This is a genomic window from Chryseobacterium sp. (assembly GCF_022869225.1).
Taxonomy (GTDB): Bacteria; Bacteroidota; Bacteroidia; order Flavobacteriales; family Weeksellaceae; genus Chryseobacterium.
On the sequence record NZ_JALIHL010000001.1, the window covers coordinates 3,422,363 to 3,448,245 of the forward strand.

At 38.2% G+C, this 25,883-nt stretch carries 28 protein-coding genes, 1 pseudogene and 1 riboswitch; of the genes and pseudogenes, 16 read left to right on the forward strand and 13 right to left on the reverse strand.

What is annotated here, in order from left to right:
* The first annotated feature begins 249 nt into the window (after positions 1-249).
* The 11 genes from MUW56_RS15985 to MUW56_RS16035 all read left to right on the forward strand — a co-directional run bounded on the left by MUW56_RS15985 (position 250) and on the right by MUW56_RS16035 (position 10,578).
* A complete protein-coding gene (locus tag MUW56_RS15985; RefSeq protein WP_292014113.1) occupies positions 250-1,506 on the forward strand; it encodes a hypothetical protein in 1,257 nt (418 codons plus the stop codon).
* A 317-nt stretch (positions 1,507-1,823) separates the two neighbouring features.
* Entirely contained in the window at positions 1,824-2,828 is a 1,005-nt protein-coding gene (locus MUW56_RS15990; RefSeq protein ID WP_292014114.1) for a MoxR family ATPase, read from the forward strand.
* Entirely contained in the window at positions 2,828-3,286 is a 459-nt protein-coding gene (locus tag MUW56_RS15995; protein ID WP_292014115.1) for a GNAT family N-acetyltransferase, read from the forward strand. The genes MUW56_RS15990 and MUW56_RS15995 overlap by 1 nt, the downstream gene beginning before the upstream one ends.
* Positions 3,287-3,319: 33 nt before the next feature.
* Entirely contained in the window at positions 3,320-4,183 is an 864-nt protein-coding gene (locus tag MUW56_RS16000; RefSeq protein ID WP_292014116.1) for a DUF58 domain-containing protein, read from the forward strand.
* 68 nt (positions 4,184-4,251) lie between these two features.
* Positions 4,252-5,148: a BatD family protein gene (locus MUW56_RS16005; RefSeq protein ID WP_292014117.1), complete on the forward strand. Its 897-nt coding sequence runs from the start codon at positions 4,252-4,254 to the stop codon at positions 5,146-5,148.
* Positions 5,141-6,133, forward strand: a complete 993-nt coding sequence (locus MUW56_RS16010; protein WP_292014118.1) for a VWA domain-containing protein — start codon at positions 5,141-5,143, stop codon at positions 6,131-6,133. The genes MUW56_RS16005 and MUW56_RS16010 overlap by 8 nt, the downstream gene beginning before the upstream one ends.
* The gene (locus MUW56_RS16015; RefSeq protein ID WP_292014119.1) at positions 6,133-7,140 is read left to right on the forward strand and encodes a VWA domain-containing protein; all 1,008 of its coding nucleotides are present in this window, start codon (positions 6,133-6,135) and stop codon (positions 7,138-7,140) included. Before MUW56_RS16010 ends, MUW56_RS16015 begins: the two co-directional genes overlap by 1 nt.
* Positions 7,141-7,239: 99 nt before the next feature.
* The gene (locus MUW56_RS16020; RefSeq protein WP_292014120.1) at positions 7,240-7,983 is read left to right on the forward strand and encodes a tetratricopeptide repeat protein; all 744 of its coding nucleotides are present in this window, start codon (positions 7,240-7,242) and stop codon (positions 7,981-7,983) included.
* Between the two features lie 23 nt (positions 7,984-8,006).
* Positions 8,007-9,722, forward strand: coding sequence for a BatD family protein (locus MUW56_RS16025; RefSeq protein WP_292014121.1), 1,716 nt, complete (start codon positions 8,007-8,009; stop codon positions 9,720-9,722).
* A 44-nt stretch (positions 9,723-9,766) separates the two neighbouring features.
* A complete protein-coding gene (locus MUW56_RS16030; protein ID WP_292014122.1) occupies positions 9,767-10,369 on the forward strand; it encodes a MarC family protein in 603 nt (200 codons plus the stop codon).
* Positions 10,370-10,374: 5 nt separating this feature from the next.
* The gene (locus MUW56_RS16035; protein WP_292014123.1) at positions 10,375-10,578 is read left to right on the forward strand and encodes a hypothetical protein; all 204 of its coding nucleotides are present in this window, start codon (positions 10,375-10,377) and stop codon (positions 10,576-10,578) included.
* A gap of 96 nt (positions 10,579-10,674) precedes the next feature.
* On the opposite strand, the gene MUW56_RS16040 is transcribed toward MUW56_RS16035, so the two are convergent.
* The 7 genes from MUW56_RS16040 to MUW56_RS16070 form a co-directional block, all read right to left on the reverse strand.
* Positions 10,675-11,640, reverse strand: coding sequence for a chorismate-binding protein (locus tag MUW56_RS16040; RefSeq protein WP_292014124.1), 966 nt, complete (start codon positions 11,638-11,640; stop codon positions 10,675-10,677).
* A gap of 23 nt (positions 11,641-11,663) precedes the next feature.
* Entirely contained in the window at positions 11,664-11,924 is a 261-nt protein-coding gene (locus MUW56_RS16045; protein WP_292014125.1) for a hypothetical protein, read from the reverse strand.
* A gap of 68 nt (positions 11,925-11,992) precedes the next feature.
* Positions 11,993-12,148, reverse strand: coding sequence for a hypothetical protein (locus tag MUW56_RS16050; protein WP_292014126.1), 156 nt, complete (start codon positions 12,146-12,148; stop codon positions 11,993-11,995).
* Positions 12,149-12,298: 150 nt separating this feature from the next.
* Positions 12,299-12,727 (reverse strand): hotdog fold thioesterase, encoded by a 429-nt coding sequence (locus MUW56_RS16055; protein ID WP_292014127.1) that lies wholly within the window; start codon positions 12,725-12,727, stop codon positions 12,299-12,301.
* 59 nt (positions 12,728-12,786) lie between these two features.
* Complete coding sequence (locus MUW56_RS16060) at positions 12,787-13,374, reverse strand: 1-acyl-sn-glycerol-3-phosphate acyltransferase (protein ID WP_292014128.1); 588 nt, start codon at positions 13,372-13,374, stop codon at positions 12,787-12,789.
* 313 nt (positions 13,375-13,687) lie between these two features.
* On the reverse strand, positions 13,688-15,409 hold the full coding sequence (locus tag MUW56_RS16065) for a PspC domain-containing protein (protein WP_292014129.1): 1,722 nt from the start codon (positions 15,407-15,409) through the stop codon (positions 13,688-13,690).
* 11 nt (positions 15,410-15,420) lie between these two features.
* Complete coding sequence (locus tag MUW56_RS16070; RefSeq protein ID WP_101239803.1) at positions 15,421-15,750, reverse strand: PadR family transcriptional regulator; 330 nt, start codon at positions 15,748-15,750, stop codon at positions 15,421-15,423.
* 598 nt (positions 15,751-16,348) lie between these two features.
* On the opposite strand from MUW56_RS16070, the gene MUW56_RS16075 reads away from it, so the two are divergent.
* The gene (locus tag MUW56_RS16075; protein ID WP_292014130.1) at positions 16,349-17,038 is read left to right on the forward strand and encodes a hypothetical protein; all 690 of its coding nucleotides are present in this window, start codon (positions 16,349-16,351) and stop codon (positions 17,036-17,038) included.
* Between the two features lie 114 nt (positions 17,039-17,152).
* Here MUW56_RS16075 and MUW56_RS16080 read toward each other — a convergent pair whose 3' ends face one another.
* Positions 17,153-18,235: a hypothetical protein gene (locus MUW56_RS16080; RefSeq protein ID WP_292014131.1), complete on the reverse strand. Its 1,083-nt coding sequence runs from the start codon at positions 18,233-18,235 to the stop codon at positions 17,153-17,155.
* 358 nt (positions 18,236-18,593) lie between these two features.
* On the opposite strand from MUW56_RS16080, the gene MUW56_RS16085 reads away from it, so the two are divergent.
* Positions 18,594-19,184: an HD family hydrolase gene (locus MUW56_RS16085; RefSeq protein WP_292014132.1), complete on the forward strand. Its 591-nt coding sequence runs from the start codon at positions 18,594-18,596 to the stop codon at positions 19,182-19,184.
* 61 nt (positions 19,185-19,245) lie between these two features.
* On the opposite strand, the gene MUW56_RS16090 is transcribed toward MUW56_RS16085, so the two are convergent.
* A complete protein-coding gene (locus MUW56_RS16090; protein WP_292014133.1) occupies positions 19,246-19,629 on the reverse strand; it encodes an acyl-CoA thioesterase in 384 nt (127 codons plus the stop codon).
* Positions 19,630-19,743: 114 nt separating this feature from the next.
* Positions 19,744-19,926: riboswitch (cobalamin riboswitch) on the reverse strand.
* A 33-nt stretch (positions 19,927-19,959) separates the two neighbouring features.
* Positions 19,960-20,757 carry a hypothetical protein gene (locus MUW56_RS16095; protein ID WP_292014134.1) on the reverse strand — a complete coding sequence of 266 codons (798 nt, stop codon included), beginning with the start codon at positions 20,755-20,757 and terminating at the stop codon, positions 19,960-19,962.
* 282 nt (positions 20,758-21,039) lie between these two features.
* On the opposite strand from MUW56_RS16095, the gene MUW56_RS22850 reads away from it, so the two are divergent.
* The gene (locus MUW56_RS22850; protein ID WP_367118528.1) at positions 21,040-21,324 is read left to right on the forward strand and encodes a fibronectin type III domain-containing protein; all 285 of its coding nucleotides are present in this window, start codon (positions 21,040-21,042) and stop codon (positions 21,322-21,324) included.
* A 52-nt stretch (positions 21,325-21,376) separates the two neighbouring features.
* On the opposite strand, the pseudogene MUW56_RS16105 reads toward MUW56_RS22850, so the two are convergent.
* Positions 21,377-23,523 (reverse strand): annotated as a pseudogene (locus tag MUW56_RS16105) (DNA mismatch repair protein MutS).
* A 142-nt stretch (positions 23,524-23,665) separates the two neighbouring features.
* Between MUW56_RS16105 and MUW56_RS16110 the strand changes: the two are divergent.
* Both MUW56_RS16110 and MUW56_RS16115 read left to right on the forward strand, forming a co-directional pair.
* On the forward strand, positions 23,666-24,178 hold the full coding sequence (locus tag MUW56_RS16110; RefSeq protein WP_292014136.1) for a GNAT family N-acetyltransferase: 513 nt from the start codon (positions 23,666-23,668) through the stop codon (positions 24,176-24,178).
* Positions 24,179-24,223: 45 nt separating this feature from the next.
* Positions 24,224-24,865 carry a uracil-DNA glycosylase gene (locus MUW56_RS16115; protein WP_292014137.1) on the forward strand — a complete coding sequence of 214 codons (642 nt, stop codon included), beginning with the start codon at positions 24,224-24,226 and terminating at the stop codon, positions 24,863-24,865.
* Here the strand turns inward: MUW56_RS16115 and MUW56_RS16120 are convergent.
* On the reverse strand, positions 24,852-25,361 hold the full coding sequence (locus MUW56_RS16120) for a hypothetical protein (protein ID WP_292014138.1): 510 nt from the start codon (positions 25,359-25,361) through the stop codon (positions 24,852-24,854). The two genes, MUW56_RS16115 and MUW56_RS16120, sit on opposite strands and share 14 nt — an antisense overlap.
* 16 nt (positions 25,362-25,377) lie before the next feature.
* Complete coding sequence (locus MUW56_RS16125) at positions 25,378-25,869, reverse strand: DUF456 domain-containing protein (RefSeq protein ID WP_292014139.1); 492 nt, start codon at positions 25,867-25,869, stop codon at positions 25,378-25,380.
* Positions 25,870-25,883: the final 14 nt, after the last annotated feature.

The following is a 25,883-nucleotide window of genomic DNA, read 5'->3' on the forward strand; positions in this document are numbered from 1 at the left end:
AAGTCTTTATTTAAAAATAATAACTAAAATTCTATTAGTGGTAAATTTTTTATCATAAAATTTGAAATTTTATTATTAAATTAGCATCCAATTCACCAATAATTTTATAATAATGAAGAAAGGTTTCGATATGTCGTTGTTCTGGGGTAATGGAAATTCATCAATTTTGGGGTGACTTAGGCTGCTGGCATCTTCTTCTAATTTGTCTTGTGAATTTCTGCTATTTTGTTTTGATTATTGACAGTGCTGATGTTTAAAGCTCAAATACATTTAAACATTGGAAGTACAAATGTAGGAACTGCTCCTGTCAGTAGCTTTTTTTCCTACTCCTATGTTCAGCAGATTTATCCTAAACAGGAACTCAATGCAAATGCAGCAGGAAACATAACGGGTCTTACCTTTTATCTGGATCCATCGGCGACAATTACCGACTCTTCTAACTGGACCGTTTACCTGGGACATACAACAAAAACAGCTTTCACTTCCGGTACAGACTGGATTCCGGCTGCCCAGCTGACTCAGGTATTCACAGGCGCAGTGACCAGAAACAGCAACAAGGTGGTCATTACTTTTACGACTCCTTTTGCTTATAATAATAGTGATAATCTGGTGGTGGCTGCAAAGGAAAACGCACCGAGTATCGATATTAATAATTTTGATGAAGCCTTTTATGTTTATCCGCATATTCCATATTCTACCCTTTATTACAAAGGAGACCGCGCAGTAGTGGACCCTGCAGCTCCTCCCGGTGGGATAAGAGCGGATTATAAATCGGCAATAACGATTTCAGGACTGACAGCAAGTACTGCTCCTGCATGTCCTTTTGTTGTTTATCCCGTTAATAATGCTGAACTTATATCACTGTCCCCTAATATAACCTGGCTTCCGGTTTCCGGAGCAGATTCATATAAAATTTCATTGGGAACAACTCCTGGAGGTACAGATGTGATCAATCAGCAGGTAGTAACCTCCGCCGGTTTTTCTCCATCTGCGCCTCTTAATCCAAATACAACATACTATTTAAAAGTAATGGCTATTTCAGCAAATACTGCGTCTTCCGGCTGTGCAGATATTGTTTTTAAAACAATTCCTCCTGTACCGGCAAATGATGCCTGTTCAGGGGCTTTTGCGGCAGCCTCTTTTCCTTACACATATACACAGAATGATGCTGTATCTGCTACCAATAATGGCGGATTTATTACCGCATGCTCTGATGCAATGAATGATGGAACATGGTTTAAATTTACTGGAGACGGCGGTCAGTTTACCATAAAAATTACGATGCCGGCAAGCAGCAGCACTTTTGATCCTCAGTTAGGGGTTTACAGTGGAAGCTGCAATAATCTGGCTTGTGTGGATACCGTAGATAATGCAGGCGGTGGCGGTGCGGAAACCAGTACAATTACCACAACTGCCGGAATAGAATATTATGTGAATGTGGGCTCGTATGAGGAAACTGTAGATGTTCCTGAAAATACCTTTACAATTACGATTACGAAGCTTTAAAACGATATCAATATCCGGGTGTGATCCATTTCGGTAATAGAAAATGTTGTGAAATTTCACAGCATTTTCTATTTAAAATAGGCGGGTTTTTGTATTGATTGGTCAAAAAACAGCCATTTCATACAGGGATATAAAGAAGATTATAAAGCGTTATTCGGTCGATAGACTCTGTTGATCCGTAAGAAACTCAGACCGTATGTTTAAATATAGCTTATCAGCTCTGGAATATTTAACAAACTTTAACTCAATAATGGCATTGATTGTGTTGATTAATGCAAGTATTTATCAGAAATTTACCACTTATTTTAAATCAAGCTATGTCAGATACATATCAAGCAGAAGATATCCGTCAGTTGACGGAAAAAGTAAAGGAAAAAAACTATTTATTTTCTCTTCTGAGACAGGAAATCAACAAAGTTATTATTGGACAGGAATACATGATAGACCGCCTTTTGGTAGGCCTTTTGGGGAATGGTCACGTTCTTCTGGAAGGAGTACCGGGATTAGCCAAGACTTTAGCGATAAAAACTTTGGCAGATGCTGTTCATGGTGAATTCTCAAGGATTCAGTTTACTCCGGATCTTCTTCCTGCAGATGTAGTGGGAACAATGATCTTTAATATCAAAGACAATGATTTTTCTATAAAAAAAGGTCCTGTATTTGCCAATTTTGTGTTGGCTGATGAGATCAACCGTGCTCCTGCAAAAGTACAATCCGCTCTTTTGGAAGTCATGCAGGAAAAACAGGTGACGATTGGGGATGAGACTATGAAGCTTCCCAAACCGTTCCTGGTATTGGCAACGCAAAACCCTATCGATCAGGAAGGAACTTATTTGCTGCCTGAAGCACAAAGCGACCGTTTTATGCTCAAGTGCACTATAGATTACCCTGCTTTTGAAGATGAGAGAAAGGTCATGAGAATGGTTTCCACTTCGCATCAGCCGACAGTGAAACCTGTGATCTCCCTGCAGGATATCGTAGACGCTAAAGAACTGATTAACCAGATTTACCTGGACGAGAAAATTGAAAAATATATTCTGGATATGGTATTTGCAACCCGTTATCCGGAAAATTACGGACTTTCTGAGCTTAAAAACTATATCAGTTTTGGAGCTTCTCCAAGAGCCTCTATAAACCTTGCTATTGCCTCAAGAGCCTATGCATTCTTAAGAGGAAGAGCTTTTGTTATCCCGGAAGATGTGAAGGCTTTGGCGAAAGATGTATTGAGACACAGAATGGGCTTAACTTTTGAAGCGGAAGCGGAAGAAATTTCAACAGAAGAAATTATCAACAGAATTTTAGCAAAAATCCAGGCACCCTAATGAATGAAGTAGTGATCAGAAAAGCAGTTCAGGAGGACTGCTACTCAATGCTGGAACTGATTAAGGAATTGGCAGAATATGAAAAAGCGTTACATGAAGTTACGGTAACCCTGGATCAGTTTATAGAAGACGGTTTCGGAAAGAATCCGGTTTGGGGAGCTTTTGTCGCTGAAATAAATGGTAATATTGTAGGAATTTCACTGTATTATGACAGATATTCAACCTGGAAAGGGAGAAGGCTGTATCTCGAAGATCTGGTAGTGACCGAAAAAATGAGAGGAATGCAGATCGGTAAAAAACTATTTGAGGCAACATTAGAACATGGAAAATCAAATGCGTACAACGGATTGGTGTTCCAGGTATTGAATTGGAATGAGCCTGCGATCAATTTCTATAAAAAATACAGTCCAAAATTTGATAATGAATGGCTGAATGTTTCCATTGAGTTTATAAGTTAGAAAGCCGGAATTGACTGGTTTTAAAACATATTTATGCAGATAAAAGATATTGTAAAAAAAGTAAAGCAGATAGAAATCCGTACCCGAAAAAAGACGGAGGCTGCTTTGATGGGGCAATATCACAGTGCCTTTAAAGGGCAGGGGATGACTTTTTCTGAGGTACGCCCCTATCAGTTCGGCGATGAGATCAGGAGAATCGACTGGAATAAAACGGCACGCTTCCGTGAGCCGTTTGTAAAAGTGATGGAGGAAGAAAGAGAGCTGACGATGATGATCCTCGTAGATATTTCCGCATCCATGGATTATGGGACCAAAACCCAGCTGAAAAGGGAATATGTCGCTGAAATTGCTGCCAGTCTGGGGTTTTCAGCGGCAGGAAATAATGATAAAGTGGGATTGATTCTTTTTGCTGATAAAGTCTATAAAGTGATTCCTCCTCAAAAGGGAAGGAAACATATTCTTTCGATCATCAGTAATATTCTAACTGCGGATTATGTTTCGGCAGAATCCAAAATAGACAATGCACTAGAATATATGATGGGGATTTTTAAAAGAAAATCATTGGTATTTCTGTTTTCAGACTTTGAAGACGAATATGACTCCAAAATGCTGAGAGTCGCTTCAAAGAAGCATCAGCTGCTTGGAATGCGTATTTATGATGAAAAAGATAACGAAATTCCGGATGTGGGATATACTCTTTTATATGACGCGGAAACAGGAAAGCAGGTTTGGGCCAATACTTCAAGCGCAAGGTGGAGATATACTTTTGCTGAAGCTCAAAAGCAGAAATTAAGAGATTTGGAAGAAGATTTTTCCAACAGCTCGGCCGGCTTTATGAACATCAATACAGGTTCGGACTATTCAAGATTGCTGTATAATTATTTCCAGAAGAAATAGCAGTGATGAATAAGCTCGTTTAGAATTAAAAATAAAACAGGCATCAGCCGGAATTTATTATTTGAAAATTGAAAAAAATACTTTTAATATTATCTTTTTTAATCTGTGCCAATACATTTGCACAGATATTATCTTCCAATGTAGAGAAGAAGACCATTGCTTTGGGGGAAGTCAATCATTTTGTAATAAAAATTGACAATATTCATGATCAGCAGGTGGTTGCTGCCCCTAAAAACGAACTGCTTCCCTTTCATTTTGAAGAAATAAAAGACAGCATAGGGCAGGGAGCCAATTCCTACGAAAGAAAAATTGAATTTGCTGTTTTTGAAGAAGGAAAATTTACCATTCCGGAGCTGGAATTTAAAGTGGGGGATAAGATCCTTAAGACGATACCTTATGAAATAGATGTCATTAATACGGCTCAAAAAGCTGACCAGATCAATGATATCATGAAGAACAAAGAGGTCAAACTGGCTGCCAAGGATTATTGGGAACTGTATAAATTCTATATCCTTGCTGCGCTGGCACTTATTGCATTGGTTGTTGCCATTATCATGATCGTAAAATGGGGCAGGAAATCCAAAAGCTCACCGGTTGTGGCTACCAATCAGACTTTAAAAGAACTGGATTCTCTTAAAAAGAAAAAATATATTGAAGGGGGCAATTTCCGATCATTCTATGTAGAGCTGATCGATATTTCCAGAAACTTTATTACAAAACAGTATCATCTTCCGGCAGATGTACTCCTTACCGATGATCTTATTGATGTGATGAAGAAGAATAACACCATTTCTCAGGAAAATGAGAAAATAGTGGAAGATGTTTTCTTAAGGGGAGACCTGGTGAAGTTTGCCAAGACTTTTCCTGATCAGGAAACAATGGAAAACGATTTTGCCAATATCAGGGACTTTGTAAAAAGATCGTCCAAAGATTTAGAATTTGAAAACTTGAGAAAGGATGTTTAATTTTGAGTTTTACAGTCCGTGGTTTTTATTCCTCTTTTTGCTGTTTATTCCTCTTTTTGTTAAAGATGCGGGAAAACGGAAAAGAAAAGGGATAAAAGTTCCTACCGTTAAAAATATGGATAACAGCGGCGGGATTCAGGCCGTCCTTTTTTTACTGAGAATATCAAAATATATTATTCTTTCAGCCTTGATCATTGCTATGGCGAGACCAAGAACTTTTACGGTTTCCCAGGATAGAGATGATACCAAAGGAGTTGATATTATGTTATCGATAGATGTTTCTCTCAGTATGCTGGCGAAGGATTTGAATCCGGACCGGATTACAGCATTGAAAGATATTGCCGTGAAGTTTGTGCAGAAACGTCCCAATGACCGGATTGGAGTTGTAGCCTATGCTGCGGAGGCCTTTACAAAGGTACCTGTTACCTCAGATCATCAGGTTGTCATTGATGAAATTAAAAACCTGAATTCAGAGGGGCTGGAACCGGGGACGGCTATTGGAGAAGGACTTTCTGTAGCGGTTAACCACCTGATCAAAAGCAAGGCAAAAAGTAAAGTGGTGATCCTGATGACGGATGGAGTGAGCAATATTCAGAATGCGATTCCGCCTCAGATTGCTGCAGAATTGGCCAAAAATAATAATATAAAGGTATACGCGATAGGGATCGGAACCAATGGATATGCATTGATGCCTACTTCACAGGATATTTTCGGAGATCTTGTCTTTACCGAAACGGAAGTGACCATTGATGAGAATACCTTGAAAGAAGTAGCACAGACTACCGGAGGAAAATATTTCAGGGCTACTTCAAACAGTAGTCTTGAAGAAGTATATAATGAGATCAACCAGTTGGAAAAATCTGATGTGAAGATTTCAAAACTGTATAATTATGAAGAGTATTTTAAGATCTTCCTATGGATTGCTTTAGGAATGCTGGTGTTAGATGCATTGTTGAGATGGGTGTTTTATAAAATTTTAAGCTGATGAGTTGGTCTTTAGGAAATTACTGGTATTTATTTTTACTGCTGCTTCTGCCGCTGTTAGCCTCTTTCTTACTCCGTTTTTTTAAATGGACCAGCAGAAAGAGAGAAGTTTTTGCAGACAGCCAGTTTCATGAACAGCTATTTGAAAAGAGATCAGGATTTACAAGGTTTTTTCCTGCTTTATACTTGCTGGGGATCCTCTTTCTGATATTTTCAATGATTGACCTGTTGAATGGATCTGAAGAAGTAAAGAGCAGCCAAAAGCTGAATAATGTGATCTTTATGCTTGATGTTTCGAATTCAATGAATGCCGAAGATATAGACCCAAGCCGTCTTGCAGAGGCTAAAAACCTGATGCTGGCTGCCATGCAGAAGATGAAGAATGACAAAGTGGGAATTGTAATTTTTGCAGGACAGGCGATGTCTATTATGCCGTTAACAACGGATTATAATTCAGCAGAAACCTATATCAGCGGAATTGAAACCAATTCGATGCAGATTCAGGGAACTGATTTTCTTAAAGGAATGCAGGCGGCAGTTGAAAAATTTAAAAATGTGAGCAAAGGATCCCGGAAAGTGATCTTACTAAGTGACGGTGAAGATAATGAAGGGAATGATAATGCTGCGATAAGGCTTGCCAATAAAGAAGGAATAAGCATTACTTCCGTGGGAGTAGGATCTGATGAAGGGGCTCCGGTGCCTGAATATGTTTTTGGCCAGCTCATGGGATATAAAACAGATGTAGACGGAGGAACGGTGATCTCGAAAAGACAGACAGAGGCTTTAAAGAAAATGGCAGAATCTACAGGCGGAGCTTATATTGACGGAAACAATATTAATGAAGCTCCGGACAGAATTATTGACGCTGTTAATAAGAAATCTTCAGGTTCTGAAACCCTTGTAAAGTCACAGAATGCCAACCATTATTATCAGTATTTTCTCGGAGTTTCCCTTTTATTTTTCCTGTTGATTTTCCTCTTTAATCCTAAAAAAGATTTCAATGTCTAGGTCGTTTTGTTCTGAGGCATCATTTTAATGGCTACTTTAACCCAATTTTAACAAATAAAACCCTGTTTATTAACATTTAAAGGGATAATTTTGCAAGTGATGAATACTAAAATCATTTTTTTATCGTTTATTATTGCTTTTTCGTTCTCAGGTTTTTTGCTTGGGCAGGAAAATTACAGGACTTTAGTTCATGAAGGCAATCAGAAGTTTGATGGTAAAGATTATGATGGAGCATCTTCAAAATACATGGAAGCGGCAAAGGCCAATGATAAAGATTTTACGGCGCATTACAATCTGGGAAATGCCCTGTATAAAAGTAAAAAGTATGAAGAGGCAAAAGCAGAGTTTGAAAAAGCAGAAAAGCTGTCGCAGACCCTTCCTGATAAATCTGCGGTACTTCATAATCTGGGGAATGCCTATATGCAGATGAACCAGCCGGAAAAAGCGGCAGATTATTATAAAAAAGCTCTGAAGCAGAATCCATACAGCGAGGCAACCCGTAAGAACTATGAAATTGCCAAACTTAAAGAAAAAGAACAACAACAGAAAAACCAACAGAATAACTCAGGAAAAGGAGGCGGCGGTAATGATCAGAACAAAGGGGATGATCAGAAAGGTGATAAAAAAGACCAAAAGCAGGATCAGGGAAATGGCCAGCAGAACGAAGGTAAAAGCGACCAGGGCAATACTCCTCAGCAGAATCAGAATAATGAGGGGAAAATGCCGAAAGACCTTGAAAATGCAATCCTAGATAAAATAAACGAAAAAGAAAAAGAAACCGCCAGAAGAATTTTAAACAAAAATTCTTATTCGATGCCTGAAAGCAACGAGAAAGATTGGTGATGCAGCACAAATTGATTTACATATTGCTTACACTAGCATCCGTAATTACTTACGGACAGGTAAATCTTTCCCTGGACGCAGATAAATCCGAATATGGAGGTAAAGATATTGTCAACCTTACCATTGTTTTAGAACTTAACGGAAGTGATCTGGTACAGCAAACCGGGCTGCAGCTTCCGGATCTTTCAAAATTCAATATCATTGGAAGCGGATCTGTAACCAATACGGTGATTGATCCTGCCACCAATACGCTGATTACTCAGAAAGTATCGAGAATAGCCCTTGAACCTAAGAAAAAAGGGAAAATTAAAATTGGTTCCGTACTGGTTACAGTCAATAATAAAATCTATAAGACAGAGCCTTTTGACGTAACGGTTAAGGAGATCGTTGAGAAGAAATCTCTGGCTGCCAATACCTCCAACGAGGTATATCTGAATATGGAAATTGAAGATCGGGATGTCTATCAGGATCAGCCGACTATTGCTGTGCTGAAAGTGTATTCCAGGAATGTAGATAATCTTAGGAAAGTAAAGAACATTCATCTTCCACAGCAGGATAATATCAATGTACATCCTATCAATTTCAATAAATCTGAGATTGATCCGGCCGGTTCCGGAAATATGGCATCGCAGATCCTGGCAATGTTTATGGTATTTCCAAATGAAGCAGGCTATGTAGAAGTGCCGCCTGTTTCGGCTTCTGTAAGTTCCTATTCAAATAAGAATAAAATTGTTTCCAATAAAGTAAAGCTTACCGTAAGAAAACTTCCGGAAGGAGCACCTGAGTGCTTTAAAAATGCAGTTGGAAATTTTAAAGTAAGTGTTTTTAATGCTTCAAAAGAGAAGCCGGAGGTTAAAAAACCGATGAATGTGATCGTGAAAGTTTCAGGCGAGGGTAACTTACCGGACATGGAGCTTCCGAAGATTGCATCATCTCCGGATTATGAGATTTTTGCCCCTAAAATAACTTCCAGAGTTGCTCCGGGAACGACAGGAATGAAAGGTGAAATTCTGGCGAATTATATAGTGATCCCTAAAAAAGCGGGATCTCTGTCGATCAAAACAGAACAGTTTGCTTTCTTTGATCCGGAAAACCGGGAATATGTAGATCTGGGACAAAAAACATTGGCATTGAATGCGTTCTCTCATGAACAGGTACTGGAAGCCCGGTCTACAGTGGAAAAAGTAAATGAATATACCAATAATTTACTGGAAACCGTGAATACGCCGGTTTTAAAAACCACGTCATTTAAAGTAAAAGAAAAAAGTAAATTCCATTGGAATATTCTCCTTGCCAATATTGTCATTCTTGCAGGTTTATTTATTGTTTATCTGTTATTTAAGACTTGGCAAAAAAAACGCGCATTAGTTAGGGAAACCGTACCGTCAAAATCTTTAGGATCTGTGGCTGAAACAGAAAAGGAGATCAAAGAATTGCTGAAAACGGATATCAACGACTATTTCAGTTATCTTGAAAATCTGAAAGATCATAGTGAATATGAAAAGTTTTTTGAAACGTTGGATGAATTGGATCAGGAAGTGAGAAGCCAGTATTTTCAGGGCTCTGCTGCGGAGTTTAAGACTTTTCTTGAAAATTACAAAGGTTCTTCTGTTGCGGAAGAGTACGGAAAGCTCCGGCAGAAAATTCAGATGGAAAAATATTCCCCTGTGAAATCTCTTGAAAGTCTTGAAGAACTTTTGAAAGCAATTGTTAATTTGTATTCACAAATTAGCAAATAATCAGTTTATTTTCATATTTTTGCGAAATTTAAAATTACAAAGAGATGGAAATTTTTGATGGGTTCTCTATTAAAGAGATTATTACCAGCTTTATGGTTCTTTTTGCCGTAATTGATATTATCGGTTCAGTTCCTATTATCGTAAGTCTTCAGCAAAAGTTTGGACAGATTGAAGCCGGGAAAGCTGCCATTACTGCCGGTGCCATTATGATTGTGTTTCTGTTTGTAGGAAATAAAATTCTTAAGCTGATCGGGGTAGATGTTAACTCCTTTGCGATTGCCGGAGCTTTTGTGATTTTTGTCATAGCGCTGGAAATGATTTTAGGAATTGAAATCAACAAAACGACTGAAGCAAAGGCTGCATCCATTGTGCCTATTGCGTTTCCGTTGGTTGCCGGTGCCGGAACATTAACTACTGCTTTATCTCTCAGAGCTGAATTCCATGACATTAATATTATTTGCGGAATTATTCTTAATACAATTTTCGTATATTTGGTGCTGAAATCAGCGAAATGGCTGGAACGAAAAATAGGAGATGCTACATTGATGATTCTTCAGAAAGTTTTCGGTATTATCCTTTTGGCAATTTCAATTAAATTATTCACCGCAAATTTTGCTCAATTGGTGCAGAATTATATTAATTTTTAAGAGTCATGAAGAAGTTTTATAAAGTATTTTTAGTACTGTTTATTGTATTCATCGCCATTAATCTTTACGCTATAGACTGGCAGCAGGCGGATATCCTGTCTGAAGAGAGTGATAACCTGAAGTTTGTATTTTCTGCAGCTGCAGCTTTTATCGGTCTTATCTTACTTTTCGTTATGGATACATGGAGCAGAATCGGAGTAAAGAAATAAATCAGATATTTATATTTCAAAATAATAAAAACCTCTTTCCTTTTGAAAGAGGTTTTTTTATGATGTTTGAAACGTTTTTAAGTTTTTATCGAATGTTTAAGAAACAGCTAAGTTTTTCAGGATCGCCTCAGATTTAAGTTCTGTTTCTGTCCATTCTTTTTCGGGATTACTTTGAGCGGTGATTCCTCCTCCTACAAAGATATGTACAGCATCCTGATAGAGTCTTGCACATCTCAGATTGACAAAATACTGAATGCTTTTTTCGGTTTCAATTTTAATATAACCGGCATACAGCTCACGGGGAAACTTTTCATATTTCTCAATATTTTCAATGCAGAAATCCTTTGGAATTCCACAAACTGCCGGAGTAGGATGCAGTTCCCGGATCAGCTGATCGAGATCTTCAGGCTGGATATGAGTTGTAAAGTCTGTGCGGAGGTGTTTGATATTCCCTGAAATGTGATCATATGTTTCCGATTGCTGCACCTCATCAGAATAATGGTTAAGAATATTCTGGATGTAAGATGCCACAGGCTTTTGCTCTTCAATTTCTTTTTCAGACCATTCTTCTGAGACCGGTAAAGTGCCTGCAAGAGCCATGGTTTCAAACTGATGGGTTTCCTTGCTGAATCTTCCCAATACTTCGGAAAAGGCTCCCATCCATGCATTTTGCCCGTCATTAAATATATATCTGAAGGCATTAGGATACGAAGCACACAAATTTTTAAAACTTTCACTTAGATTAATTTGAATAAAATCTCTGAAAATTTTTCTTCTTGAATAAACCAGTTTAGGAAGTCGGTTCTCTTTGATCACTTCAATCACATTCTCCAGCGTGCTGATATATTCATCTTTAGTTTCTCCTTCACAATGATTTTGGTCTTTAAGCAGGAGGGTGTCGGTAAGATCTTGGGATGCATTCTGTTCACCGGCCTGGATAATAGTGCCTTCAAAACCGATCTGGTTTTGCCTGTCAAAAGAATAAAAACTTACGGAATTTAAATGCTGGTCTTTATCGGTGGAATATAACTGTTCGTCAAAAGGAAGTTTGAAATAAATCATTAGCTGTGGATAGATTTTGAAAATCACTGCCCGGAAATAGTATAGGAAATTCCCAAGTTGATTTTCCTTTCCGCAAAGGTATTATTAGTCTTAAAAATGTCAAAATTATACGAGCTGTTTTTTAACGGAATATTATTCATTTTGTACTCCTGATACTCCAAATACAGTGAAACCTTTCTCAGCAACTGATACTGAAGCCCTAACGAGAATCCGAAATTGATCTGACCGGACGTAAAATCATCCAGTGTATTGAGTACATTATTATCAGGAACTAAAAACTGCATTTTATAAGTGTTTTTATGGGCCGGAAAACCTACGAAAGGGCGCAGATTTTTCCATTCATATAATAACTTTAGCTGTACTGCATATTCGAAATGCTTGTTGTTGAAACGCTGAAAAAGTAAATGATGATGATCTTCCGTACAATAAGATCCATTGAGTGCGTATATTCTATGTTGGCATTGAGATCGAAAGTAGAGTTCCAGTGGTAAACCAGGGCAGACAGCATAAGTGAAAACCTGTTGAAAAGCTTTCTGGAAGCCCAGATTCCCGCATTGATCCCTAATTGTGACCTGTTTCCGGGAAAATCTTTTTCCCAGGTACTTTTTTGAAAAAAAGACTCAATTTTTTGAGTCTTTACATTTATTGGCCGATTAAATTATCGGAGGATAATATTGTTGGTCATCGTTGTATGATTGATGAGAATGCCCTTTTCATCCCTGATTTCGATTTCAGAGACGTGCATGGTCTTTCCTTTTCTGATAAAACGTGCTGTAGCTGTTACAATACCATCTTTTTTACTTCTCAGGTGGTTGGAGTTGATATTGGTTCCCACCCCATAATACTTGTTTCCGTCGATAAAAATATTAGACAGGCTTGACCCTAAGGTTTCAGCCAACACACAGCTGGCGCCTCCGTGCATGATTCCAAAAGGCTGGTGGGTTCTTGGAAGTACGGGCATTGTTGCGGTAAGGGTTTCATTTTCGAGATCTATGTCAATGAATTTTATTTCCAGAGTTTTTGCTAAGGTTTCATTTCCCCAGTTATTCAAAAATTCTAATATTTCCTCTTTTGTCTGATCTTTCATTTTATAGTTGTAAATGATGATTGATAATGATCGTTGATAAGTGATTTTTTCAGATACTTTTATTCATTTCCTGTTCCCATGATCTGGGGATTCCAGTTTTCAGGGACTTTAGGTACGATGTCATTTTTGATATAATAGTCCTGGATTTCCTGCATGATTTCAGAGAAAGGAGCAGAAGCAAGCCTTTCATAGGGAATCGTATAGCCTAAATAAACGATTTTTCTTTTAAAATCTCCGGCTGCCAGTACAATGGGAACTTTTGCTGCCAAAGCCATGTGGTAGAAGCCTTTTCTCCATTTTGGAACCCAGCTTCTTGTCCCTTCCGGTGTGATGACCAGACTGAAGTCTTCTTTTGCAAATTGTTTGGCTACAAAATTCACAAGATCATTTTTTTGGCTTCTGTCGATCCCAATACCACCAAGTCCTTTGACAACATTTCCATACCATGCTTTGGTATGAGCATCTTTGATAATTATTTTTAATGGCTTTTCCAATGACCAGTAGGCAAGGTTTCCTAAAATGTATTCCATATTATGGGTGTGGGGTGCAACTACGAGGATACACCTGTTAAGGCTGTTGACATCGCCCTGCAGAACGACTTTCCATCCTAATAATTTTAACATTAGTTTACCTATCAGTTTTTTCATAGATCTTAGATTAAAAACAAAAAAGTATAACCAAAGTTGGTTATACTTTACAAATATATTGAAATATTATCGCTCTTAAAACAAACCGTTGATTAAATCTACGATTTTCATTACAAATTCTAGGGCTAATTGTATCATGATAGGTGTGTGCTTTTGTTGTTTGGTTATTATATTTTCAATAGTACGAAAATAAAGCTTTTTTTTCACATAGAGAACTAAAATAATATGATTTTTTAACGATTCTGAGAGAAGAAGGGTGTGAATTTCAAACGGTTGCTATCCATTCACACCTGCTTGCACTCTCTAAAGTTAATTATTTAGTTTGTATGGAAATTTCGTTTTTTCCGTCTTTGATTTTGATGTCTACATCTTTATTCATTTTCTTGATGCCTGACGCCACTGAATCAATTACCTGCTTTGCCTGGTTATTCGGAACTTTTTTTCCGTTGATGATAACACTGTCTTTATCATCAGAGTTGTATTCAATAGTAGATCCGTTGACAGAGATTTTGTTTTTTTCAATTCTGACTGTCTGGTGATTTTCATCTCCGTTCTGATCATCGTCATTGATTCCGTCTCCATCCAGGTCTCCGTCAAAGTCAATTCTGTCCTTTTTCAATGGAATCACGATTGATTTTTGAGGAACTACAAGCTCATATTCTACTCTGTAATCTCTGAATCTGTGTTCATAAGGATATTTGACGTAGTTGGGAAGTATTACTTTGTTGTTTACCACCTCTACAGGTACTGTAAGCTGAATCGGGAAGTTATAACCGTTACCTTCTTTTTTAATGATCAGATAAGGAGTTTGAATATCCGGTTTTCTGGTCACCTCTACAGAGATATAATCTTCTTCGTAAACGAATTTTTTATCAGAATAAATATCGTCATCATAAGCTTCGAAATTCTGTGGAATACTTACCTGTTTTACATCTACATAGATGGTATCGGAAGTTGTATTGATGGCAACATTTTCTGTGTCTTCTTTGCTTCCTCTGTAGATCAGGTTTTTCTTAGCCATACTTAGTCCGAAATACGTTCCTAATCCTATCAGCAGAAGAAATAATCCGCCTATTACCCATCCGATATTTCTCAATTTAGTTTTTGGAGAAAATATCTTAATACTTAATAAACTAAAGATGATAGCAGGAATCAAGCTTACGATGACCATCATGGCTGCTAACACTTTATCAAGACCATTGTCATCCATATAAAATTTGATCTGATTGGCACCAGGGAAATTCGCATCCATTCCGAAAAGACCGAAGACTACAAATACTCCGATGATACTTCCTACAGCCATCAGTACAAATAAACCTCCTATAAGATATTTGAGTATATTCCATACCCCGTTTCCTGCATTATTGATATAAGGTTTGTTTTCGTTGTATATTTCTCCGACTCTCTGGGTAGATTCATTGGCAAACTGAACGATTTTGTTGGATTCATTTTTAAGATTGTCGAAGTTCATAGGCTTTCCCTGCATTTTCAGGAAATCGGCTGCCGTTTCAGCTTTAGGAAGTACGATCCAAAGGATGATATAGAGTAACGCTACCAATGAAGAGGAGATGGCTGCTGTAAAGATTCCCAAAACGAAGATTCCTAACCAGATGGCTCTCATGGTGGTAATATCCATTCCTACATATTGGGCTAAACCTGCGCATACTCCAGCTATCTTTTGTTTCTCAGGGTCACGGAACAATTGTTTCTTATCTGAATAATGGGTTCCTGAATTCGTATTTTTTGTCGTTGTTTTTTCAGAAAAATAAGCTTCTTCCTGCTCTTCGATTTTTTCCGGGGTACCGATTTGTGCGATTACTTTTTCTACATCAGTATCGTTGATCACTTCGCGTTTTCCCAGAGAATCCCTGAAGATCTCCACCATTCTTATTTCTATGTCATGCATTACTTCATCCGCTTCCGAAGCATCCAGAGAGCTTCTCAAGGCGTTCAGGTAATCGCTGAGCTTTATATATGCGTGTTCTTCTATTGTAAAAGAAAAACCTGCGAGTCCTATTGAGAGTGTCTTGTTCATAGCTTTGTTTTTTAATATTGTTGAGTGATTTGGTTTACTGACGCGGTCAGTTCATTCCAGGTATTTTGAAGTTCATCCAGGAAAAGTTTTCCTTTTTCCGTGATCTGATAATATTTTCTGGGAGGTCCTCCTGTTGATTCTTCCCATCGGTAAGAGAGAAATTCTCCGTTTTTAAGTCTTGTAAGAAGAGGATAGAGGGTACCTTCCACTACATCCAGTTTTCCTTTTTTTAGTTCATCGATAAGGTCGGAAACATACATTTCGCGATGATTGATGAGACTTAAAATACAGAATTCCAGAATTCCTTTTCGCATTTGCGCTTTGGTATTTTCAGTATTCATCTTTGATAAGTTTTATTAATTAGTTATATTTTTAGAATACTACTCCTAGCTAGCTGAGCCTATTCTAATTTTACATTACAAAGATATGTAAATAAAATGGTATTATGCAATACAAAGTAGTGAAATTTTTAAAATAAAATATATAAATATTTGATAATCAATAAAATAAATTTCATTTAATATTTTGTCCAACAGGAAGTTTTAAATAAAAAAGGCAGAAGATTTAAAAATAGGATGGTATAGAGCGGTCATTTTTAAACAATTTCAGCCGCATCTGTTTGATCATGTGGATTTCATAGGAAGTTGACAGATTGTGACGGTAGAGAGCATAGTAATTATGTTCCTGTTGAGCATGAAAACAGCTGTGAAACGTTCTATTCTTAGCCCCGATAGGAGCGGTTACCCCACAGCAGGCGCAGGTTTTAACAGCCGTGGCGCGAGGAGTATGAGCGGATAGCGGGAATAGCTGCCAATTCTGATTGATAGAAGAAACATATTTTGAGACCGGGAGCAGATTTGTATTTTTGTTATAGAGTTTTACTGAACGATAACCATCTTACGATGATCATGAATATATTGAAAAATTACAAAGGCTTATATGCCTTTATTTTGTTGGGTCCTTTTATCTTTTGGACAGTATCAGTTTGAAGTTAACAATGCATCCAAAAACTACAATGCCGTCATTAATGTTGAAAATTGTTTTGATGGCCAATGCAATGATAAAGGAACTGTAGAATTATTTGATAATAAAAACAGCATAATTCAGACTTTTGTTTCTGATGATCTGGTCATAGATGTGGGAAGAGATCAGAAATTGAGACCGGGAAAAATGCTTCTGTTAACGAAAGAGCAGAGTCCTGTCATTATAGATGATTTTAATTTTGACGGAACAGAGGATGCAGCGGCCAGAAACGGGAATAACGGAAATTACGGCGGTGCTTCCTATGATATCTATGTATTCAGCCAGACTAAAATGGGGTTTGTAAAAAGTGAAGAGCTTACGGAAATTGCGTCCAATTATCTGGGACTGTTTGAAACCGACCCTAAGCGTAAGCGTCTGATTGCCTCTGCAAAATCAGGCTGCTGCAGGGTTTTTACGACAGAATATAAAGTAATTCCTGACAAAGGTTTGGAAATGGTACTGGAGATGGAAGAAGATATGACCCAGGAAGATCAGGTAAAAGTGGTCATAAAGGAAAAGCTACCAAAACCAGGGTATATCCGGCGGAACAATATCAATAAAAAGGACAATGAAGATGATCTTTCCATTATGATGTTCCTGAATTAAAACAAATGAGTTCTGTACTGCAGGACTCATTGCTCTTTTTATGGTCTGAATTTTTGTGCTGACTCCCTCTGTAAGGTTGTAAGGCCAGGCCGGTACAGGGATTAACTGTAAGCATTAATTGATATATGAAGCATTGATGCTCATAGACATGACGCCGCATGACATATTGGATCCTGGGCTGGTTCCGTTATTAAAGGTTCTTTTCATTCTGATATCAATAGTATGGGTTCCAGGTGAAAAAAAGCTTACCGAACTTAAAGTAAATTGTGCCTGCAATCCTCCCGGCCCAGGTTCCTGGGTTGTCAGAAAAACTTTGGTTTCCACTCCGTCTATAAAAAGTTTGGAAGTATAGTATGAATACCCTGATCCCGGAGGATTATTTAAATAATCAATACCCAGCATAAAGTTGACGAAAATTGCTTTTCCTCCAGCAGGAATTGTCATTGTTTGAGAAGTACTCGGAACAATGGTCCAGCCATTATCATTTACTGTAAAATTATTCGCATTACTGGCAGGCCCTCCGGTGTCATTGATAGAGGTGTTTAATACAGCAGTAACATTTGCTGCGGTAGGATTGGGTAAAGTGATTACATTGCCATTATTGTCTACTCCTATAGCTTGTCCAATTCCTACCGGTGTAGAAGAATTAAGTTTTGAGAATTTTAACCCGGAATTGTTGGCAATGTTCGGGTTGATTTCAAGAGTGGCAGATGGGGAAATGGTGCCAATACCCACTCTGTTATTGGCGGCATCTACAGAAAAAGTATTATTAACTGAAAAAGCATTCACTGAGCTGGCTTTGAAAGCCAGGGTATTGTTTCCTTGTGTCACTGTTCTGTTTTCTTTAAGACTACCATCAGAATTATAAATATTGGGAGTAAGCTTTGCCCAGTTTGTTCCGTCAAAATAATAATATCCCACTGCGTCTATATTGACAGCTGTACCGGTTTGAGTGCCTGTAGTGATACTGTTTACATAGATCAATGTGGAGACCGGTACTGATGCCATACTTTGAGCTCTTTGCCTGTCTATGCGTGGAATTAAAAGCCCGTCTACATTGGTGGAGGTACCTGTTGTCCTTTTTGCTGTAATATCTAAGGTGGAAGCAGGATCTTGAGTATTAACCCCTATCTGAGCATTTATTTTCGCTGAAAATGCCAGGGTGGCAATTCCAAAAAACAGAATCGATTTTTTCATTTTTGTGTTTAATTACATTGTATTTTCTTAGAATATTTCCATAAAGTATCTAATTCTCAATATAATAATAATTAAATTCAGTGGTGTGATCGATTGTTTTTTATTAAAAATACATTAAAATCATTATTTTGTTAAAGATAATATATTTTCATCCTGATGCGGAAGACTTTTTTAAAATACAATTAACTTTCTAAGTATTTTTTTCATATCAATTGCATAATAAATGATGTGAGATTACTGTTATGGATGATATTTTTTCTAATAATCAGTTGATTTGCTGTGCTTAATTTGATTTTTTTATTTAGAATAGCAGCCAATAGTCATTTAAAATTTACTTACAATTCACTATTTTTGTACCATGAAGATACAGAAAGAGATCGATTTCATCCTGGCAGTGGATGCTTTGAAAAACGTACAGAGAAGAAATTATAATGCGGATGATTCCAGAAGAGAAAATACAGCGGAACATTCATGGCAGATCGTTATCCTGGCCCAGATCCTTTATCCTTATGCCAAAAACCGTGCGGATATAGATTTACTGAGGGTGATCAGGATGCTCTCTATCCATGACCTGGTGGAAATTGAAGCCGGAGATACTTTTCTGTTTGATGAAAAAGCGATGGTAGGGAAGTTTGAAAGGGAGAAGGTGTCTGCTCAAAAAATCTTTGGCATTTTGGATGAGCCGCTCCGTTCTGAATTCTTTAATTTGTGGCTTGAATTTGAAGAGGAAAAGACTCCCGATGCTATTTTTGCCTGTGCGATAGACCGGATTATGCCTTTTATTCTTAATTCTCATACCTCAGGAAAAAGCTGGACAGAAGCGGGGGTTACCGAGAGACAAATCAGAAACATGCTTGAAAATGCGATCTGCAGGGCTTCCGATGAAATGGGAGAAGCGTTTGAACTCTTATTGAACCGAAGTTTAGAAACCCGGAAAGTTGTACAATAACCGTTGATCCGGAGAGAATATATATAATTCGGGCGGCCAAAGGCCGCCCGAATTTCTGTTATTATAGTATTTGAATTGGCTTCTTGAATTCATCAATGGCCACAAAGGTGAAATCTCCTACGATTGCTTTTTCTCTTTCGTAAGAATACATCTGCTCAGTATAGATCTCAACGTTTACTTTCATACTTGTTTTTCCGACATGGGCCACTTTCCCGATCAGTTCAACGATGGTTCCGGCAGGAATAGGTTTTTTAAAATCTATTTTATCACTGCTTACAGTCACTACTCTTTTTCTCGCAAACCGTGTTGCGGTGATGAAAGCTACTTCGTCCATCAGCTGCATGGCTGTACCTCCAAAAAGGGTATCATAATGGTTGGTGGTGTTAGGGAAAACCGCTTTAAAGATTCTGGTTTCGGATGCTTCAATTCTTTCGTCTGTAGTCATATTTCATTATTAATTAAAGCGACAAGAAGGAATATCAAAACAACAGAATAATCTCAGGAACCTAAGAAATCCCTGAAACAATCCATCAGATCAATAAACTTCAAATCGCGAAAGTTTCTTGTGTAAGAAAAAGGCAGGTCTCCTGACTCGTAACATCTTTAATCTCCTTCCCATGCCTCGCACAGTGGATCTTTTGATAAAAGATTTCAGTTACTTACAGTTGCGCGACAGTCCGTGATTTTCACACGGTTCCCTTTTAATCTGCGGTTAGGCAGAACCAATTTCTATGATGAATAAGCGTTACAACTTTTCGGTGCAAAAATAATGAATTTATTCCGGATTATGATAAATAATCTGGCTGATCACTCTTCCCTTTTTGATCGTCCAAAGGGTGGTGTATCTGTTTTCTCCTGAACCATTGATCATATAAAGAAAAATATTGTCATTGTCCAGAGAGGTTACCCCAACGTTGTTGAAATCCATGGTAGGCTGGAACATATTTTTGATGGCCTCCCTTACAAAAACAGAACCTCTTCCGGGCTGCTGAACCCTGATGGATTTGATTTCTGTCATCCCTTCAGGCAGCTCATTGCTGATTCCCCAGGGTTTTACCTTATCAATGGTAAGGATTTTTCCGTCGGCATCTTTTTCTTTTTTACGGTAGCCGGCATTGGAAGGGTAGATATCAATCACCACTTTGCTTCGCTGTGCCGTAGGTATTTTAGGATCAGAATTGTCTGTGAATATGAGTGATCTTCCGTTTTTAGATTTAGAAGGGGTATACTGGGGAAGCTGGTCAATATAGGCAATACGTTCCTTATTTACCATCCCTTCTTTATCCAGGGTTTCATACCTTACAAAGGGCTTTTCTTCATCCTGTTTTTCCGGGTATTTGATCCAGATCCATTCTGTTTCTCCCGGAGCCGGTTTTACATACATAAAAACATCTCCTTTACGCATACGGATCTTATCCACAATCTTTCTGTAATTATCTTTATGTACACGTACGTTGGCATAACCTTCTTCTGCTTTTACAACACCGAAAGGAACTTTATTCTGTCCCTTCACAAAGGCTAAAGAAAAAACGCTGAAAACGGATAAGTAGAATGCTCTGTTTACGGAAATCATGATGTCTTTTTTTTGATCCTTCAAATATATAAATTAAATGCTTTTCGAAAGATAATTATACAGCCGCAGTTCTTTTAAATCTTGTATTTGTTTTGAATAATGAAGAATAGAGAACGGATTAAAGTCTGATCGGGGATGAAATAGCTTCCAATCCATTAGTGAAATGTAAAACAATAACAATTTTTACATTACAATGGGAATTACATTTTTTCAAAACAAAACTAAGATTGCAGAAACATCCAAGCCGGTATTTTCTGTAATACCGATGCTCCAACCAATGTGGTGATATCCAATATCAGCTTTACGCCTTCTACAGTAAGCTGGGCTGCAGATCCTACTACACCGGATATAGTAAGAATACGACCTGTAGGAGGAGCTCCATGGTTTGTTTTCAACAGTTTGCCTTCCGGACAAAATTCTTTTACTTTTACTAATCTCACCCCTTGTACAGCTTATGAAGTGCAGGTTGTCAAAATTTGTGCAGTTACAGGAATCTGGTCTAATTCTGTAGCTTTTTCAACAATTGTTAATTATTGCAGTTCGGCGTCGCTGTTGATCAAAAAATAAAGAAAGCGCTGGCAGCCCAGCGCTTTCTTATTCTATATAATTTAAAAATTAATTAAATTCTCTCAAGTTCATCCGCATCAATGGTCGTCTTGAAAGTTCCATAGTTGACAATCACCTTGTTCCTGGAGATCTTTTCAATTGTTCCCACGCTTGTACTTCCTGAGATACGGACACGCTGGCCTATTTTCATCCAGACGGCACGGTCGCTTTTGCGTTTTTCTTCCAGCTTTTCGTTCGTTTCCGCAATTTTTTCAATCACTTCTTCCTTTTTCAGCTGTTGCGTAATCTTTCTCTTCACCACTTGCAGACGCTTCGATTCATCTTTATCTGCCCCCAATTTTCTGAACTTTTCCTGTTCCAGCAGCTTAACAAAGTCTTTTACAACATCTTTTCTTGATTTGCCTTTTGTATAGCTGTCGATAAACGTTTCAATTTTGTTCCCGAACTGAAGTTTGCGGTGCTCTTCCTCGTAGAGCTTCTGGAAATTGAAGAGCTTCTGCTGAAGCTGCTCATTCAGTTTCTGAAGGTTATCCCGCTTATCTTCCACAGATTCTTTTCTTTCCGCAAGATCAGATTTCAGCTTTTCGACTTCAAATTTTTCCTGTTGCAGTTTAACAATCGTTTTGTCAAGATTCACGATATCATGTTCTACCTTTTTCTTGGCAGAATGAATGATGAATCGTGGAATTTTATTCTTCTCCGCGACCTCAAAAGTAAATGAACTTCCGGCTTGTCCCACCTCCAGTTTATACATAGGCTCAAGAGTCTCTTCATTAAACAGCATGGCTGCATTCTGAGCATTGGGGAGCTGTTCTACCACCAGTTTAATATTGGTGTAGTGAGTCGTAATGATCGCGAAACTTTTTTGTCATAAAAGTATTCCATAAAACTCTCGGCCAACGCTCCGCCCAGTTCAGGATCAGAACCGGTACCAAACTCATCAATCAGTAAAAGAGTGTTTGCATCAGCTTCACGAATGATTCCTGACATTTTCTTCAGCCTTGAGGAATACGTCGACAGATGATTTTCAATCGATTGGTTATCCCCGATATCGGTCATCATCTTCTCAAAGAAAAACATTTCAGACTTAGGATGTACGGGAACCAGAATACCGCTTTGGATCATCAGCTGTAATAATCCGACTGTTTTCAGCGTAATTGATTTTCCGCCTGCATTAGGGCCGGAAATACAGATAATCCTGTTGTGTTCCGTTAAAGACAGAGTCTGTGGGAAAATCGTTTTGTTTTCTACTTTATTTCTCAACCATAATAACGGATGGAAGGCATCTCTCAGCCTCAGCGTTTTATGACGGTTTATTTTCGGCAGTACGCCGTTAACCAGATCTGCAAACTTCGCTTTGGCCCTGGTAAGGTCCAGATCAAAAATATAGATCTGATATCTCCAGAGCTGAGGCTGAAACTCTGCCAGTTCAGCAGTCAGTTTCCGAAGGACCTTGTCGATCTCTTTTTTCTCTTCCTCTTCATTCTCCCGGAGTTTGAAGTAATGTTTTACTACACTATCCGGCTGAATATAAGTGATAGAACCTGTTTTAGAGATTCCTAGGGTTCTGCCAGGAACTCTTTTTTTGAATCCTGATTTTACAGCCAGTACTCTTTGGTCGTCAATAATGGTCTCTCGTATGTCATCCAAAAAGTCACTCTGCCCATAAGTGGTGAGGGCCCGGTTGAAATTTTCCTGGATGGCTTTCTTAGCAAGCTGAATCTCGGTTCTTAGTCCTTTTAACGCTGGAGAAGCTTCATTTTTTACTTCACCGAAACGGTTGAAAACTTGATCTACTTTCTCAATGATCTCTTTTCTAAACTCCAGTACAGAAACATCTTCCATCAAAGTAGGGAAGGTTTCCGGCATGGTAGGGAAGAACTTCTGAAGCTTTCCGATCTGTTCCGTGATGGTCTTTATTTTAATGAAAGCACTGTTTTCCAGACGGTAGTTCTCAATCAGCATCAATTTCAGCTCACTTTCAATATCTTCATATTCATCAAACGGAATTGCATTTGAACTCTCAAAACTCGACAGGTATTCTGACGTTTTTTTCAATGAAAGCTCTGCCTCGTCTATTTCCATCGGACGAAGTTGAAGAATTTTTTCTCTTGTTTTCGGAGAATACGCAAATGGGGAGATTTCCGCGAGCAATTGCGGAAACTCTAATTCGTCTAAATCTTCTTTATCTATATACACAGTGCAAATTTAGTGAGAAAATGTGAATGTTAGGGATGGGGAGATTTGAAAATGAGTTAATTTGAGCATTTGAAAATGAAGAAATAATGAAATTTGACGGTAAGATCATTTTTGGATCAACTGGGTTTTATACATTTGAAGTATGAAACTGGAAACTGAACGATTAATTTTAAATGGAATCAATGAAAGCCACGTAGAAGATATTTTACGCATCCGGAGCAATGAGTTGATCAATAAATATGTCAGAAGAAATTCACCAAAGACAAATTATGATGCGCTGGAATTTATTGTAAGTGTCAGAAAAAGAATGCAGACCGGAGAAATGATGTTCTGGGGGATTTCTTACAAAGATCAAAGAAACCTTATAGGAACAATTTGCCTGTGGAATTTTTCAGAAGACCGGAAAACGGCTGAGGTAGGGTATGAACTGTTGCCGGATTACCATAAAAAAGGAATCATGAGCGAAGCGCTGTCATCGGTTTTAGAGTATGGATTTAATAGCTTAAATTTACACAAGATTTTCGCTTTTACCCATCAGATGAACAGAGATTCTCAGGCATTGCTTTTGAAACATGGTTTTGTTTTGGATGAACATACAACAGATGAGAAGAACCTTGAAAACATGATCTTTAGTTTACAATATTTGCGTGATTAAAAAGCAGAAAACAATGATCAAATTAATTCATTTTTAAATTCAATTATGACCTGGACAGAAATTTTAGCCCCGATAAAGAGTACGGAATACTTTAAGACCTTATGGGGAAAAGTAAAGAATGAATATGCCACCACTCAGGTTTTTCCACCGAGAAATCAGATTTTCAGAGCCCTGGAACTCACGCCTTTTGAAGATGTGGAAGTGGTGATCATCGGGCAGGATCCTTATCATAACGACTATCAGGCAAACGGATTGTGTTTTTCTGTTTCTGAGCAGGTAGCGGCACCTCCTTCGCTTAAAAATATTTTTATTGAGTTAAAAGATGATCTGGGAGTGGTAAGAACATCTAAAGAACTGGATGATTGGGGCAAACAGGGCGTATTGCTATTGAACGCTACCTTGACGGTTCGTGCCCATTCACCGAATTCTCATAAAGATCTCGGCTGGGAAAAATTCACTGATTTTATCATTAAGGAAATTTCGGATAAAAAGGAAAATGTGGTGTTTATCCTTTGGGGAGCTTTTGCACAGAAAAAAGCCGAACTCATAGATCCGACTAAGCATTTTATTCTGAAGTCGGCGCATCCGTCACCGTTTTCTGTTCACAGAGGTTTTTTTGGAAGCAGGCCTTTCTCAAAAATTAATGAATATCTTGTTTCCAGAGGGAAAAAACCTATTTCGTGGTAGGCGTTGAAGAACGCTCAGTTTTTTTTATCGTAATCCCGATCTTATATTTTCCACCAAGAGCTTTGGTTCCTTCTGCAGCCTGCGGGTAGGGAGCTACATCCTGTAGCGTAATTGTGTAGCCGTTGAAATCTGCGGACTGGTGATAGTTTTTAGCCTGGTGGTCCATGCTGGCAAGATTTAAAATCATAGGTCTTGTAGTGGTTCCCATGACTTCAACCTGAGCCACAGCCACCCCGGCCCAGATACAGTTCACCCCTTCAGGACAGCGGCTGTCTTCCGAAATACCTTTGAAGGTGACATTCATTTCGTATTCTTTCAGGAATTTGTTTTCACCTTCACTGAAGTAGATGATATCTCCTTTTTGATCAGAAGCATTGGTACTTTTTGTATTAGAACTCATTTCAGAAGCTTTTGTTTCTGTCTTTGTTTTCTTTTGGGCATCACATCCTGTTAATGCGAGTATTCCAAGACTGAGTATAAGGGCTTTATGGAACATAGTTCTTTTTTTAAATTTAAATAATATTAAACATATTGAGTAATACTACCAAAAACATTGCCACTCCCACTACAAAACTGAATCCCGTCCCATAAATAAATCCGATAAGGGCTCCTTTGGTGGATTGAAGGGCTTTGTTCATATCCTTACTGTCATGAAGTAATTCTCCAATGAATACTCCTGCAAACATTCCGATCAGAAAGCCTAATGGAATAGGAATAAATATTCCGACAATCGTTCCGATCACTGATCCAATACTTCCCCAGCGCGTGCCGCCATATTTTCTGTTGGTTCTGGCAGGAATCACATAGCTCAGCACTACAGAAGCAGCAGTAAGAATTCCGAATGCCCAGATATAGAGCATAGAAAGGTCTGCATCAGTTCCGAATTTATAGATTAGGAGCCCGCAGATACTTAACAACAGCCCGGGCAGTACCGGCAGAAAGGTTCCCAGTATTCCGATAAATAATAAAATAAGACAGAGAATATTAATAATTGTATGATCCATTCCTAAAAAATATA

Coding starts and splice junctions, on each gene's coding strand:
- MUW56_RS15985 (WP_292014113.1), top strand. CDS start 250: ATGTTTAAAGCTCAAATACATTTAAACATTGGAAGTACAAATGTAGGA.
- MUW56_RS15990 (WP_292014114.1), top strand. CDS start 1,824: ATGTCAGATACATATCAAGCAGAAGATATCCGTCAGTTGACGGAAAAA.
- MUW56_RS15995 (WP_292014115.1), top strand. CDS start 2,828: ATGAATGAAGTAGTGATCAGAAAAGCAGTTCAGGAGGACTGCTACTCA.
- MUW56_RS16000 (WP_292014116.1), top strand. CDS start 3,320: ATGCAGATAAAAGATATTGTAAAAAAAGTAAAGCAGATAGAAATCCGT.
- MUW56_RS16010 (WP_292014118.1), top strand. CDS start 5,141: ATGTTTAATTTTGAGTTTTACAGTCCGTGGTTTTTATTCCTCTTTTTG.
- MUW56_RS16015 (WP_292014119.1), top strand. CDS start 6,133: ATGAGTTGGTCTTTAGGAAATTACTGGTATTTATTTTTACTGCTGCTT.
- MUW56_RS16020 (WP_292014120.1), top strand. CDS start 7,240: ATGAATACTAAAATCATTTTTTTATCGTTTATTATTGCTTTTTCGTTC.
- MUW56_RS16030 (WP_292014122.1), top strand. CDS start 9,767: ATGGAAATTTTTGATGGGTTCTCTATTAAAGAGATTATTACCAGCTTT.
- MUW56_RS16035 (WP_292014123.1), top strand. CDS start 10,375: ATGAAGAAGTTTTATAAAGTATTTTTAGTACTGTTTATTGTATTCATC.
- MUW56_RS16040 (WP_292014124.1), bottom strand. CDS start 11,640: ATGATTTATTTCAAACTTCCTTTTGACGAACAGTTATATTCCACCGAT.
- MUW56_RS16045 (WP_292014125.1), bottom strand. CDS start 11,924: ATGCAGTTTTTAGTTCCTGATAATAATGTACTCAATACACTGGATGAT.
- MUW56_RS16050 (WP_292014126.1), bottom strand. CDS start 12,148: ATGCTGTCTGCCCTGGTTTACCACTGGAACTCTACTTTCGATCTCAAT.
- MUW56_RS16055 (WP_292014127.1), bottom strand. CDS start 12,727: ATGAAAGATCAGACAAAAGAGGAAATATTAGAATTTTTGAATAACTGG.
- MUW56_RS16060 (WP_292014128.1), bottom strand. CDS start 13,374: ATGAAAAAACTGATAGGTAAACTAATGTTAAAATTATTAGGATGGAAA.
- MUW56_RS16065 (WP_292014129.1), bottom strand. CDS start 15,409: ATGAACAAGACACTCTCAATAGGACTCGCAGGTTTTTCTTTTACAATA.
- MUW56_RS16070 (WP_101239803.1), bottom strand. CDS start 15,750: ATGAATACTGAAAATACCAAAGCGCAAATGCGAAAAGGAATTCTGGAA.
- MUW56_RS16075 (WP_292014130.1), top strand. CDS start 16,349: ATGCCTTTATTTTGTTGGGTCCTTTTATCTTTTGGACAGTATCAGTTT.
- MUW56_RS16080 (WP_292014131.1), bottom strand. CDS start 18,235: ATGAAAAAATCGATTCTGTTTTTTGGAATTGCCACCCTGGCATTTTCA.
- MUW56_RS16085 (WP_292014132.1), top strand. CDS start 18,594: ATGAAGATACAGAAAGAGATCGATTTCATCCTGGCAGTGGATGCTTTG.
- MUW56_RS16090 (WP_292014133.1), bottom strand. CDS start 19,629: ATGACTACAGACGAAAGAATTGAAGCATCCGAAACCAGAATCTTTAAA.
- MUW56_RS16095 (WP_292014134.1), bottom strand. CDS start 20,757: ATGATTTCCGTAAACAGAGCATTCTACTTATCCGTTTTCAGCGTTTTT.
- MUW56_RS16110 (WP_292014136.1), top strand. CDS start 23,666: ATGAAACTGGAAACTGAACGATTAATTTTAAATGGAATCAATGAAAGC.
- MUW56_RS16115 (WP_292014137.1), top strand. CDS start 24,224: ATGACCTGGACAGAAATTTTAGCCCCGATAAAGAGTACGGAATACTTT.
- MUW56_RS16120 (WP_292014138.1), bottom strand. CDS start 25,361: ATGTTCCATAAAGCCCTTATACTCAGTCTTGGAATACTCGCATTAACA.
- MUW56_RS16125 (WP_292014139.1), bottom strand. CDS start 25,869: ATGGATCATACAATTATTAATATTCTCTGTCTTATTTTATTATTTATC.